This is a genomic window from Aeromicrobium chenweiae (assembly GCF_003065605.1).
GTDB lineage: Bacteria > Actinomycetota > Actinomycetes > Propionibacteriales > Nocardioidaceae > Aeromicrobium > Aeromicrobium chenweiae.
Genome location: NZ_CP026952.1, coordinates 1,083,957 through 1,096,447 on the forward strand (window position 1 = coordinate 1,083,957; position 12,491 = coordinate 1,096,447).

The 12,491-nt window shown below is 70.6% G+C and carries 13 protein-coding genes; 6 read left to right on the forward strand and 7 right to left on the reverse strand.

Annotated features, from left to right (window positions below; translation table 11 throughout):
- Nucleotides 1-46: 46 nt before the first annotated feature.
- The gene (locus C3E78_RS05235) at nucleotides 47-439 is read right to left on the reverse strand and encodes a globin (RefSeq protein ID WP_108577310.1); all 393 of its coding nucleotides are present in this window, start codon (nucleotides 437-439) and stop codon (nucleotides 47-49) included.
- Nucleotides 436-1,374, reverse strand: coding sequence for a mechanosensitive ion channel family protein (locus C3E78_RS05240; RefSeq protein ID WP_108577311.1), 939 nt, complete (start codon nucleotides 1,372-1,374; stop codon nucleotides 436-438). The genes C3E78_RS05235 and C3E78_RS05240 overlap by 4 nt, the downstream gene beginning before the upstream one ends.
- A 33-nt stretch (nucleotides 1,375-1,407) precedes the next feature.
- Between C3E78_RS05240 and C3E78_RS05245 the strand changes: the two genes are divergently transcribed.
- Nucleotides 1,408-1,689 carry a hypothetical protein gene (locus tag C3E78_RS05245; protein WP_135804844.1) on the forward strand — a complete coding sequence of 94 codons (282 nt, stop codon included), beginning with the start codon at nucleotides 1,408-1,410 and terminating at the stop codon, nucleotides 1,687-1,689.
- A gap of 21 nt (nucleotides 1,690-1,710) precedes the next feature.
- Here the strand turns inward: C3E78_RS05245 and C3E78_RS05250 are convergent, their stop codons facing one another.
- Together C3E78_RS05250 and C3E78_RS05255 are read right to left on the reverse strand one after the other, a co-directional pair.
- Nucleotides 1,711-2,466, reverse strand: a complete 756-nt coding sequence (locus C3E78_RS05250; protein WP_108577313.1) for an SDR family NAD(P)-dependent oxidoreductase — start codon at nucleotides 2,464-2,466, stop codon at nucleotides 1,711-1,713.
- 92 nt (nucleotides 2,467-2,558) lie between these two features.
- Nucleotides 2,559-3,701, reverse strand: a complete 1,143-nt coding sequence (locus tag C3E78_RS05255; RefSeq protein ID WP_108577314.1) for an acyl-CoA dehydrogenase family protein — start codon at nucleotides 3,699-3,701, stop codon at nucleotides 2,559-2,561.
- 65 nt (nucleotides 3,702-3,766) lie between these two features.
- On the opposite strand from C3E78_RS05255, the gene C3E78_RS05260 reads away from it, so the two are divergent.
- On the forward strand, nucleotides 3,767-4,360 hold the full coding sequence (locus C3E78_RS05260; protein ID WP_108577315.1) for a TetR/AcrR family transcriptional regulator: 594 nt from the start codon (nucleotides 3,767-3,769) through the stop codon (nucleotides 4,358-4,360).
- Complete coding sequence (locus tag C3E78_RS05265; protein WP_108577316.1) at nucleotides 4,357-5,331, forward strand: NAD(P)H-dependent flavin oxidoreductase; 975 nt, start codon at nucleotides 4,357-4,359, stop codon at nucleotides 5,329-5,331. The genes C3E78_RS05260 and C3E78_RS05265 overlap by 4 nt, the downstream gene beginning before the upstream one ends.
- A 9-nt stretch (nucleotides 5,332-5,340) precedes the next feature.
- On the opposite strand, the gene C3E78_RS05270 is transcribed toward C3E78_RS05265, so the two are convergent.
- The 3 genes from C3E78_RS05270 to pepN are packed head-to-tail and all read right to left on the reverse strand — an operon-like array spanning nucleotide 5,341 to nucleotide 9,692.
- Entirely contained in the window at nucleotides 5,341-6,297 is a 957-nt protein-coding gene (locus tag C3E78_RS05270) for a glucosyl-3-phosphoglycerate synthase (RefSeq protein ID WP_199906937.1), read from the reverse strand.
- Nucleotides 6,290-7,159 (reverse strand): dihydropteroate synthase, encoded by an 870-nt coding sequence (folP, locus tag C3E78_RS05275; RefSeq protein WP_235833685.1) that lies wholly within the window; start codon nucleotides 7,157-7,159, stop codon nucleotides 6,290-6,292. Before folP ends, C3E78_RS05270 begins: the two co-directional genes overlap by 8 nt.
- 13 nt (nucleotides 7,160-7,172) lie before the next feature.
- Nucleotides 7,173-9,692 carry an aminopeptidase N gene (pepN, locus tag C3E78_RS05280; RefSeq protein ID WP_108577317.1) on the reverse strand — a complete coding sequence of 840 codons (2,520 nt, stop codon included), beginning with the start codon at nucleotides 9,690-9,692 and terminating at the stop codon, nucleotides 7,173-7,175.
- 71 nt (nucleotides 9,693-9,763) lie between these two features.
- On the opposite strand from pepN, the gene C3E78_RS05285 reads away from it, so the two are divergent.
- The 3 genes from C3E78_RS05285 to C3E78_RS05295 are packed head-to-tail and all read left to right on the forward strand — an operon-like array spanning nucleotide 9,764 to nucleotide 12,476.
- Entirely contained in the window at nucleotides 9,764-10,912 is a 1,149-nt protein-coding gene (locus C3E78_RS05285) for a glutamate--cysteine ligase (protein WP_108577318.1), read from the forward strand.
- Nucleotides 10,909-11,550: a mycothiol-dependent nitroreductase Rv2466c family protein gene (locus C3E78_RS05290; RefSeq protein ID WP_108577319.1), complete on the forward strand. Its 642-nt coding sequence runs from the start codon at nucleotides 10,909-10,911 to the stop codon at nucleotides 11,548-11,550. Before C3E78_RS05285 ends, C3E78_RS05290 begins: the two co-directional genes overlap by 4 nt.
- Before the next feature lie 35 nt (nucleotides 11,551-11,585).
- Nucleotides 11,586-12,476: an alpha/beta hydrolase gene (locus C3E78_RS05295; RefSeq protein ID WP_108577320.1), complete on the forward strand. Its 891-nt coding sequence runs from the start codon at nucleotides 11,586-11,588 to the stop codon at nucleotides 12,474-12,476.
- The last annotated feature ends 15 nt before the right edge of the window (nucleotides 12,477-12,491 follow it).

Below are 12,491 nucleotides of genomic sequence, written 5' to 3' on the forward strand. Positions count from 1 at the left end.
ACCATGCTGCTTCCTCCGTTCATGGCCCAACTCCGCTTCGCTTCGCTCAGCCCGCGGAGTTGACCATGAACTGCGCGGCGTGCTGGACGTACGCCCAGAACTGCGCGTCGTGCTCGGGGGAGAGGGCGGCCTTGTCGAGCGCCGCCCGGAAGTGCATGAGCCAGTGGTCGCGCGCCCGCTCGTCCACGACGAACGAGATGTGCCGCATGCGCAGGCGCGGGTGGCCGCGCTGCTCGGAGTACGTCGTGGGTCCGCCCCAGTACTGCTCCAGGAACATCGTGAACCGGTGGGCGGCGGGGGCGAGGTCCTCCTCGGGATAGAGCGGACGCAGCACCTCGTCGGTCGCGACGCCCTCGTAGAAGGTGTCCACGATCTGCTTGATCGTGTCGTGACCGCCGATCGCCTCGTAGAACGTCTGCTCGGCACCAGTCGTGCTCATGCTTCTTCACCATCCATGTGAACCATCGGGAACGTCGTGGGGATGCGGATGCCGGCACGGTCGAACTCGGCCTTGATCCGCCGGCGCATCGCCCTCGCAACCAGCCACTGCTGCGCGGGGGCGGTCTTCAGGACGACACGGACCACGACACCATCCTTGTCGAAGCGCTCGACGCCCCAGACCTCAGGGGCCTCGATGATGACGTCGTGGAACTGCGGCTCCTCGTACGTCGAGGTCGCCACCTGCTGCAGGATCTCCTGGACCCGGTCCAGGTCCGCGTCGTACGACACCGTGACGTCCAGGACCGTGCGGGCCCAGTTCTGGCTCTGGTTGCCCACCCGCAGGATCTCTCCGTTGCGGACGTACCAGACCGTGCCGTTGACGTCGCGCAGCCGGGTGACGCGCAGGCCCACCGCCTCGACCGTGCCGGTCGCCTCGCCCAGGTCGACGGTGTCACCCACGCCGTACTGGTCCTCGAGGATCATGAAGATGCCCGACAGGAAGTCCTTCACGAGGTTCTGCGCGCCGAAGCCCAGCGCGAGGCCGACGATTCCGGCGCTCGCGATGATCGGGGCGATGTTGATGCCCAGCTTGGCGAGCACCGAGATCGCGACGACCGCCATGATCATGCCCGTCGCGACGCTCTTGAGCAGCGAGCCCATCGTCTCGGCACGCTGCTGGCGTCGCTGGTGCACCGCCGGCTTCAGGTCGGCCAGGAACTCGCCCGCCCGGGAGTTGGCGATGACGCCCGGCACGGCGCCCTTGCCGGCGCGCGAGACGAGTCGATCGATCGACCGGCACACGAACCAGCGGAACGCGAGACCGAGCACGATGACCAGGAGGATCGCGCCCGGCTTGGCGACGAACCACTCCCACGCCTGCTCGGAGGGGATGTCCCAGTCGACCTTGAAGCTGTTCTCGTCGAGGTGAGGCATTCCTCCAGCCTACGGGTGGATACGATGGACCCCATGAGGACTCCTGCTCGTGTGCTGACCGTCGCCCTCTCGTTCGCCGTCATGTTCGTCGCGGGCACCGCCGCGGCCATGGCCGACGCCCCCACGGGCGGAGCGTGGCCCGACGGCGAGAAGAAGAGCGACCTCGACCTGCTGCTGCTCTTCGGTGGCGGCACCCTCGTGCTGTTCGTCGTCGTGGCCCTCTTCGGCCTGCTGACCGCACGCAACAACTACGTGCCGCCGGCGCCCAGCACCGAGCTGGCCACGACGAGCGACAACGCCCCCGTCCAGCACTGAGCCGGGCCGGGGGCCGACGCGCTAGCGGGGCGCCATCCGCAGCGCGCCGTCCATGCGGATGGTCTCGCCGTTGAGGTAGTCGTGGTCGACGATCATCGTCACCAGCTTGGCGTACTCGCTGGGCTCGCACAGGCGCTGCGGGAACGGGACGCCCGCGGCCAGGCCGGCCCGGAACTCCTCGCTGACCGTGGCCAGCATCGGGGTGTTGACGATGCCGGGAGCGATCGTGCAGACCCGGATGCCGTACTGGGCGAGGTCCCGCGCGGCGGGCAGGGTCATGCCGACGATGCCGCCCTTGGACGATGCGTAGGCGACCTGGCCGATCTGTCCGTCGTACGCCGCGATCGAGGCGGTGTTCACGATGACGCCACGCTGGCCGTTCTCGTCGGGCTCGGTCGCGGCGATGGCCTCCGAGGCCAGCGCGAGGACCGTGAAGCTGCCGACGAGGTTGATCTGGACGATCTTGGCGTACAGCGCGAGGTCGTGGACGCCCTTGCGGCCGAGGATGCGGGCCGAGGGGCCGATGCCCGCGCAGTTGACGACCGTGCGCAGCGGAGCACCCTCGCTCGCGGTCGCGACCGCGGAGCGCACCTGCTCCTCGTCGGTGACGTCGGCGGCGAGGTACGCCACGCCCGGGACCTGCGGGGCCTGCTCGATCGAGCCGGGCAGGTCGATCGCGTAGACCGCGGCACCCTGCTCGGCGAGGGCCAGGGCGGTGGCGGCACCGAGCCCGGAGGCTCCGCCGGACACGATGGCTGCGGTGTCGTTGAGCTGCATGGTTCTCCTTGAAGTGGCGCTGGGCCTGACGTTTCTGCCGACACGCCGACGGCGTGTCCGCAGAAACGTCAGGGCCAGCGGGGTGTGGGTGGTCAGCGCGCGAGGTTGCGGCTGATGACGAGTCGTTGGATCTGGTTGGTGCCCTCGAAGATCTGCATGACCTTGGCCTCGCGCATGAACCGCTCGACCGGGAAGTCCTTGGTGTAGCCGGCGCCGCCGAGCACCTGCACGGCGTCCGTCGTGACCTTCATGGCGTTGTCGGTGCAGACCATCTTGGCGATCGAGGCCTGCCGCGAGTACGGGCGCCCCGCGTCCTTCAGGCGGGCCGCGGCCAGATAGGTCGCGCGAGCGGACTCGACCGCGGCGGCCATGTCGGCCAGCACGAACGCGAGCCCCTGGTGGTCGATGATCGCCCGGCCGAACGTCTCGCGCTCCTTCGCGTACGCGATCGCGACGTCGAGAGCCTCCTGGGCCAGTCCCGTGGCGACCGCGGCGATGCCGAGGCGTCCGGCGTCCAGCCCGGCCAGGGCGATCGGCAGGCCCTGCCCCTCCGCGCCGAGGCGCCGCTCGGCGGGCACGCGGACGTCGTCGAACAGCATCGTGGCCGTCGTCGACGACATCAGGCCCATCTTCTGCTCGGGGTTGTCCGCGCTCAGCCCGGGCGTGTCCGCGGGGACGAGGAAGCAGGAGATGCCGCGGCCGCCGTCGTCGCTGGTGCGGGCCATGACCTTGTAGAAGTCGGCCTGGCCGCCGTGCGTGGTCCAGGCCTTGGCGCCGTTGATGACGTACTCGTCGCCCTCGCGCACCGCCCGGGTGCGCATCGCGGCCGGATCGGACCCGGCATGGGCCTCCGACAGGCAGTACGCACCCAGCTGCTCGCCCGACAGCATCTCGGGCAGCCAGGCCTGCTGCTGCTCCTGCGTCCCGGCCGTGAACAGTCCGAAGCACGACAGGGCGTGCACGCTGACCCCCACGCCGACCGATGCGGAGGCGGACGCGATCTCCTCGAGGGCCTGCAGGTAGACCTCGTACGGCTGCCCGCCGCCGCCCACCTCCTCGGGGTAGGGCAGCGAGAGCAGCCCGGCGCGACCCAGCGTGCGGAAGACGTCCCGGGGGAACTCCGCGCGGGCGTCCAGGCCGGCGATCACCGGCCGCAGGTCCTTGGCCACGATGCTGCGCGTCAGCTCGATCAGGTCGGTGGATTCCTCGGTCGGCATGAGACGTTCGGCCGGCATGTGCCCTCCTCGGTGGTCAGTACCAAGCACAGTACCGGAGGACCGTCTCTGGTACTGTCCGGGGCATGGCTCAGCGGACGGCGACGGTACGCACGTCCGCCCTGCTCGACGAGCTCGTCCCGGTGATCCTCGACGAGGGGTTCCTCGACCTGAGCATGGCCGACGTGGCCCGCCGGCTGCGCTGCTCCAAGAGCACCCTGTACGGCATCGCCGCGAGCAAGGAGCAGCTGCTCGTCACGGTCGTGCGGACCTTCTTCCGCGGCGCGACCGACCGCGTCGAGCGCGCCGTCGCGGGCGCCGGGACGCCCATGGACCGCATCGGGGTCTACCTCGAGGCGATCTCCGTCGAGCTCGCGCCGGCCTCACCGAGGTTCTTCGCCGACGTCGACGCGTTCGAGCCCGCGCGGGTGATCTACCGCGACAACACCCGTGCTGCGGCCCGCCGCGTGCAGGAGCTGGTCCAGGACGCCGCACCGACCGCGGACGCCACGTTCGTCGGCGCGGTCGCCGGGCAGGTCATGGAGTCGATCCACCGCGGTGAGATCCGCGCCGCGACCGGCCTCGACGACTCCGCCGCCTACCGTTCCCTCGCCGAGCTCATCGTCGCCGGGCTGTCCGGCGACCACGAGAGCCGACACCCACGAAAGAGGTCACGATGATCCGTACGACGTTCACCGAGCAGTTCGGGGTCGAGCACCCCATCCTGTGCGGCGGCATGACGGGCCTGGGCACCGCCGAGCTGATCTCGGCGGTCGCGAACGCCGGCGCGCTGGGCTTCCTGACGGCGTTGACGCAGCCGACCCCGGAGGCGTTGTCGAAGGAGATCGCCCGCACCCGCGAGCTCACCGACAAGCCGTTCGGGGTCAACCTGACGATCCTGCCGACGATCGACCCGGTGCCGTACGACGAGTACCGCGCCGCGATCATCGAGTCCGGCATCACGGTGGTGGAGACCGCCGGGTCGAGCCCCGAGCCGCACCTGCCCGACTTCCACGCCGCGAACGTCAAGGTCATCCACAAGGCGACGAGCGTGCGTCACGCCCTGTCGGCCGAGCGCAAGGGCGTCGACGCGATCAGCATCGACGGCTTCGAGTGCGCGGGCCACCCGGGCGAGGACGACGTCCCCGGCCTGATCCTCATCCCGGCCGCGGTGCGCCAGCTGAGGATCCCGGTCATCGCGTCCGGCGGCATCGCCAACGGTCAGGGGCTGGCCGCCGCCCTCGCCCTCGGCGCCGTCGCGGTCAACATGGGCACCCGCTTCATGGCCACCGCGGAGGCGCCGATCCACCAGAACGTCAAGGACCAGATCGTGGCGAACGACGAGCGCTCCACCGTGCTCGTGTTCCGCAAGTTCCACAACACGGCCCGCGTGGTGCGCAACAGCGTCTCGGAGCGGATCGTCGAGATCTCCGAGCGCGAGGACGCGACGTTCGACGACATCGCCGCACTGGCCTCCGGCGCGCGGGGACGCACGAACGTCCTGGCCGAGGGCAACATGGAGGACGGCATGTGGTGGGCCGGCCAGACCCAGGGCCTGATCCACGACGTGGCACCGGTCAAGGACGTCATCGACACCGTCATCGCGGACGCCGAGGAGATCATCGGCCGGCTGCCGAGCCTCGTGGTCTGAGCCCGCGGCTCAGGAGCCGAGGACGTCGCGCATGGGCGGGCGCTCGACCGTGGTGGTCGTGCGCTCGCCCATCCGCATCTCGGTGCCCTCACGGTGGAACACGACCGCCGTGCTCTCGACGGACTCCCGCACCCCGGGCGCGGCGCGGAGGTCGAACGCGGCCTGCACGTGCTGCGCCATCGCGCTGAGCGCGGCGAGGTCCTGGTGGCGGTGCAGCCGCAGGCCCAGGTCGACCTGCGCCATCGCGGAGAGGCCGTGCTCGCGCAGCACGTCGATCATCAGGCCGATGTCGACGCCGTAGTCCGAGACGTACGGGACGCCTCGCAGGGCGTCAACGCGGAAGGCGCACTCGCCGGCGAGCGGCTGGACGAACCCCGAGAGCAGGGGAGTGCGGGACAGGATGAGCGGTCGGGCGACGAGCTCGGTCACCCGTCCGCCGCCCGAGGACCGGGAGGGACCCGACGACCACGGGCGGTCGTAGAACGCCTTGACGAAGACGAGGTCGTCCTCGAGGAGCAGGGGGCCGAGCAGGCCGATCACGAAGTCGGCGGTGAACTCCTGGACGTCGGCGTCCAGGTAGATGCCGATGTCGCCGGTCATCACCGCGAGCGCCTTCCACATCGCCTCGCCCTTGCCGGGGCGGCTGCCCACGTGGGGGACGATCTCGTCGACGTGGAAGACCTTCGCGCCGGCGTCGCGGGCGATGTCCGCGGTCGCATCCGTGGAGTGCGAGTCGATCACGATGATCTCGTCGACCAGCGGGAGGCGGTCCACCAGCTCGGTGCGCAGCGTCGTGACGATCGCGCCGACGGTGGCCGCCTCGTCCCGGGCGGGGATGAGGATGCTGACGCGGGTGCCCTGCTTCGCCGCCACGAGCGCGGTGGGGTCGAACTGGTCGAACCGGTACGTGCGCGTGTCGAACCAGGCCGCGGCCTCGCGCAGCTCCGCGGACGGGTCGTCAGACAAGGCCGCGCACCACCCGCGTCGGGGGGCGGTCACCACGGATGCTGGCGGTCATCTCCAGCACCCGCAGCGTGCCGGCGACGTCGTGGGCGCGGAACACCGCCGCGCCGGCGGCCGCGGCGATCGCGGTCGCGGCCAAGGTCCCCTCGTGCCGCTGGTCGACCGGGCGTCCGAGCGTCTCGCCGATGAAGTCCTTGTTGGACAGCGCCATGAGGACCGGCCACCCGGTCGCCACGATCTCGTCGACCCGCCGCAGCAGCTCGAGGCCGTGCCAGGTGTTCTTGCCGAAGTCGTGGGTGGGGTCGATGAGGACGCCCTCGCGCGGGACGCCCCGCGCGACCAGCGCCTCGGCCGCGTGCGTGGTCTGGTCGATGACGTCCTGGACGATGTCGTCGTAGTGGACACGGTGCGGGCGCGTGCGGGGGACCGCGCCGCCGGTGTGCGAGCACACGAAGCCGAGCGAGAACTCGGCCGCGACGTCGCCCAGCCCCGGGTCGGCCCCGGCCCAGGTGTCGTTGATGATGTCGACGCCGGCGTCCGCGCACCGGCGGGCGACCTCGGCGCGCCAGGTGTCGATGCTGAGGACCGTGTCGGGGAACTCCTCGCGCACCGCTGCCAGGAACGGCACGGTGCGACGGGTCTCCTCCTCGACGTCCACCTCGGACCCCGGCCCCGCCTTCACCCCGCCGACGTCGATGATGTCGGCGCCGGCGGCGATCGCCGACCGCACGGCCTCGCGGGCCGCGTCGTCGGCGTACGTCGCGCCCTTGTCGAAGAACGAGTCGGGCGTGCGGTTGACGATCGCCATCACCAGGGCACGGTCACGCTGCACCCGCCGGCCGCGGAAGACGAGGTCGACGGTCACCGGGTCGAGGCTCTCAGGACGCCGCCTGTGCCTTGAGGGCGCGGGCGAGGTCGTCGCGACCCTCGGACACGTACCGCTTCGCCGCAGGATTGGCCGAGGTCGACTCCAGCCAGGCGTCGACCTTGTCGAGCGCGGTCTGCGACGGGTTCGCGAGCGGGAACAGGTTGATCAGCGCGACCTGCCCGATCCACACGCCCATGTCGTCGATGATCGTGCTGGCCATCTCCAGGTAGCGGTCGACGTACGGCTCGAGGACGTCGGCCTGACCGGACACCTGGAAGGCGCCGGCCGTCTGCCGACGGGTCTCGTTGGGCGTCGACGGATCGACCACGGCGGCCTGCCAGGCGGCCTCCTTGGCCTCCGCGGTCGGCCGGATGGCGCGTGCCGCAGCGGCCCGCTCCTTGCCCGAGATCGTGTTGTCGGCGTCCAGGGTCGCCGCGATCTCGGCCTCGTCGGCCGCACCCAGGCGCGCGAGCGCCGTGACGAGCGTCCAGCGAAGGTCGGTGTCGAGGGTCAGCCCCTCCAGAGCTCCGTCGAGCAGCTCCCGCAGGAACTTCGGGCTCGACGCGGCCGAGGCGTACGCCCGGACCAGCGCCAGCTGGTGGTCGCTGCCCGGCTCGGCGGCGTCGACGAGCGACCGCAGCCCGGAGACCCAGCGCTCGGCGAGCTCGGGGCGGGCGGCGTCGGCGGTGTAGAGGTTGACCGCGCTGTTGCCCTGGCGCAGCAGCGAGCTCACGGCCGTCAGGTCGGTCTCGGAGCCCACGCCGGCCAGGACCAGGGTGACGAAGTCCGCGCCGGACAGCTCGGCGTCGCGGGTCATGTCCCACGCCGATCCCCAGCACAGGGCGCGGGGCAGCGACTCCTCGAACGTCGCGATGCTGTCGACCAGCGTCGCGAACGAGCGCTCGTCGAGGCGGATCTTGGCGTAGGTGAGGTCGTCGTCGTTGAGCAGGACCAGGTCGGGCTGGCTGCGGCCGACGAGCTCGGGGATCTCGGTGGACGCCCCACGGATGTCGGTCTCGACGCGCGCGGTGCGCACCAGCTTGCCGTCGACCCGGTTGTACAGGCCGATCGCGATGCGGTGGCGGCGCAGGGTCGGGTACGCCTCGATCGCGGTCTGCTCGACCGAGAACGACGTGAAGGTGCCCGCGTCGTCGGTCTCGAACGCCGCACGCAGCGTGTTGACGCCCGAGGTCTGCAGCCACTCCTTGCTCCAGTCGCCCAGCTCGCGGCCCGAGGCCTGCTCGAGCTCGACCAGGAGGTCGGACAGCTGCGTGTTGCCGTACGCGTGCTTGTCGAAGTAGGCGCGCAGACCCGCGAAGAAGTCCTTCTCACCGACCCAGGCCACGAGCTGCTTCAGCGCGGACGCGCCCTTGGCGTACGTGATGCCGTCGAAGTTGGCCTCGACCGCGTGCAGGTCGTAGTTGTCGGCCGCGATCGGGTGCGTGGAGGGCAGCTGGTCCTGGCGGTAGGCCCAGTTCTTGCGCGCGTTGGTGAAGCTCGTCCAGGCGTCGGTGAAGCGGGTCGCGTTGGTCGACGCGTGCGACGCGGCGAACTCCGCGAACGACTCGTTGAGCCACAGGTCGTCCCACCACTTCATGGTCACGAGATCGCCGAACCACATGTGGGCCATCTCGTGCAGGATCGTGTTGGCGCGGCTCTCGTACGCCGCGACGGTCTGCCGGCTGCGGAAGATCATCTCGTCGCGGAACGTCACGGCGCCGGCGTTCTCCATCGCGCCCATGTTGTACTCGGGCACGAACAGCTGGTCGTACTTGCCGAACGGGTAGCCCATCTCGAACGCGCCCTCGAAGAACTCGAAGCCCTGCTTGGTGATCAGGAAGATGTCGTCGGCGTCGAGGTGCTCACGGACCGACTGACGGCAGAAGATGCCCAGCGGGATCTCGCCGTACGCGCCGGAGTAGGAGTCGGTGACCGAGACGTACTCGCCGGCGATGAGCGCGGTGATGTAGGTCGACATGCGCTTGGTCGGTGCGAAGTGCCAGGTCGAGACGCCGTCGGCGCCGGCCTCGGGCTCGGGCGTGGGGGAGTTGGACACGACCGCCCAGTGCGAGGGTGCAGTGACGTGGAAGACGAACGTCGCCTTCAGGTCGGGCTGCTCGAACGTCGCGAACACGCGGCGGGCGTCGGGCACCTCGAACTGCGTGTAGAGGTAGACCAGCCCGTCGACCGGGTCCACGAAGCGGTGCAGGCCCTCGCCGGAGTGCGAGTACGCCAGCGTCGCGTCGACGACGAGGGTGTTGGTCTCCTGGAGGCCCTCCAGCGGGATGCGGCTGTCGGCGTAGACCGACGGGTCGACCGGGTCGCCGTTCAGGGTGATCGAGGAGATCTCGGCGTCGACGATGTCGACGAACGTGGACGCGCCGGGGGTGGCCCCGAACGTGATCGTCGTCACGGAGCCGAAGCGGCTCTCGGAGTCGAGGGTGAGGTCGAGTCGGACGTCGTAGGTCTCGGTGGAGACGATCGAGGCGCGCTCGCTGGCTTCTTCGCGGGTGAGATTCGTACCAGGCATGTGACCATGCTTTCACGGGTCGCGGACCCGGACGAGTCGGGTGGATCGGGCGGGTCGGGCAGGATGGTGCCATGCAGATTCCGTTCGCGGCCTCGGAACGATCGACCGTCGGCATCGAGTGGGAGCTCGCGCTGGTCGACTCCGACTCCGGTGACCTCCGCCAGGTGGCGCAGACCGTGCTCGACGCGGTCGCCCCCGAGGGCGCCGACCAGCACCCGCACATCCGCCAGGAGCTGCTGCTCAACACCGTCGAGGTGGTCTCGGGCGTCTGCCGCACCGTCGGCGAGGCGGGCGCGGACCTGCAGCGCGCGATCGACGAGATCCGCGAGGTCACCGACCCGCTGCGGGTCGAGCTCATGTGCGCCGGCACGCACCCGTTCGCGGCGTGGACGCACCAGAAGGTCACCGACAAGGAGCGCTACGCCACCTTGATCGACCGCACCCAGTGGTGGGGGCGCCAGATGCTGATCTACGGCGTCCACGTCCACGTCGGCATCGAGGACCGGGACAAGGTGCTGCCCATCAGCCGCGCGATGCTGACCTACTACGGCCACCTGCAGGCGCTCAGTGCGTCGTCGCCGTTCTGGGGAGGCAAGGAGACCGGGTACGCGTCCAACCGCGCGCTGATGTTCCAGCAGCTGCCGACCGCGGGGCTGCCGTTCCAGTTCGAGGAGTGGGGCCAGCTCGAGAGCTACGTCCAGGACATGCTCCACACCGGCGTCATCGACGTCTTCGACGAGATCCGGTGGGACCTGCGCCCGTCCCCGAAGTTCGGCACGCTCGAAGTGCGCGTGTGCGACGGCATCCCGACGATGTCCGAGCTGCTCAGCATCTCCGCCCTGACCCACTGCCTGGTGGAGCACTTCTCGTCCGAGCTCGACGCCGGCCGCGAGCTGCCGACCATCCCGCCGTGGTTCGCCCAGGAGAACAAGTGGCGCTCCGCCCGCTACGGGATGGACGCGATCCTCATCCTCGACAAGCACGCGGAGGAGGACCTCATCACGACCGACCTTCACCGCCTGCTGGACACCCTCGAGCCCGTGGCCGAGCGGCTCGGGTGCACCGAGGAGCTCGGCGGCATCCACGACATCGTGGCCCGCGGGGCGTCGTACCAGCGCCAGCGCCGGGTCGCGGCGATCAACGGCGGCGAGCTCGACGCGGTGGTCGGCTCGCTGGTCGAGGAAATGCGCGCGGGCCGTCCGGTGTTGAACCCGTCATGACCTCCACAGACACAGCTGCCGCTCCCACCGAGACCGACCTCGAGAACGTCGACTTCTGGTTCGACCCCCTGTGCCCATTCGCCTGGATCACGTCCCGCTGGATGCTGGAGGTCGAGAAGGTCCGCCCCGTGCACACGACGTTCCACGTCATGAGCCTGTCGGTGCTGAACTCCGACAAGGACGTGCCCGAGGACTACAAGGAGATGATCGAGCGCGGCTGGGGCCCCGTCCGCATCGCGATCGCCGTTGAGCAGCAGCACGGCACCGAGGCGCTGCGGCCGTTCTACACCGCGATCGGCACGCTGCGGCACAACCAGGGTCGCGAGTTCGACCAGGAGATGTACGTCGAGGCGCTGACGGAGGCCGGCCTGCCCACCGAGCTGGCCGCCGCCGCCGACGACACCTCGCTCGACGACGCCGTCCGCGCCTCGCACCAGGACGGCATCGAGCGGGTCGGCGAGGAGGTCGGCACCCCGGTGATCGCCCTCGGCGGCGTGTCCTTCTTCGGACCCGTGCTGCAGAGCATCCCCAAGGGCGAGACCGCGGGCACCGTGTTCGACGGCGCCCGTGCGCTGGCGTCGTTCCCGGACTTCTTCGAGCTGAAGCGCTCCCGCTCCGGCGAGCTGTCGTTCGACTGACGCGGTCTGCCCCGGGCCGACCGTAGGCTCGGGGCATGACCCTGCACCCCGCGTCACGCACCCTGCTCGCGCAGCTCGAGGCGGACGACGACCTGAGCCTGCCGGCCGACCTGGACGTCATCAGGTCGCGCGCGCGTGACGCGGCGGCCACCGCCGAGAAGATCGGGCTGGACTGGGTCGAGGACGTCGACGCGGACGGCGTCCCGTGCCGCCTGTACCGGCCCAGGGCCGGCGCCCCCGTCGCGCTGTACGTCCACGGCGGCGGCTGGGTCCTGCACGACCTGGAGACGCACGACGCGTTCTGCCGCTACCTGGCGCACCGGACGGGCTGGGCGCTCCTGGCGGTCGACTACCGCCGGGCCCCCGAGCACCCGTATCCGGCGCCCCTCGACGACGTGCAGACCGCCGCGGCCTGGCTGCGGTCCCACGGTCGCGAGCACCGGGTCGACGCGTCGTTCCTGCCGGCGGTCGGCGACTCGTCCGGCGCCAACCTCATCGCGGGGCTCTGCGTGCGCGACCCACGCGCACTGGACTTCCAGGTGCTCGTCTACCCGCCGGTCGACCGCCGGGCCGAGCTGCCGCCCGAGCTGGCCAACGCGGCCCTGGACGCCGCGACGATGGACTGGTTCTGGGACGCGTACGCGCCGGGGGAGCTGGCCGACCTCCCCGACGTGTCGGTGCTGGGTGCCACCAACCTCGCGGCCCACCCGCCCGCGTACGTCCTGACCAACGAGCACGACATGCTGCGCGACCAGGCCGAGGCGTACGCCGCCCGGCTCGCGGACGCCGGGGTGGAGGTCGTCGCGCAGCGTGCCCTGGGCATGGTGCACTCGTTCTGGCGCCAGCCGCAGCTGTTCGAGGCCTCCCGGTCCGCCGTGGTGATGATCGGTGCACTGCTCGACACCTACCGGTCCCTGACGCGCTGACTGGCATACTGTCCC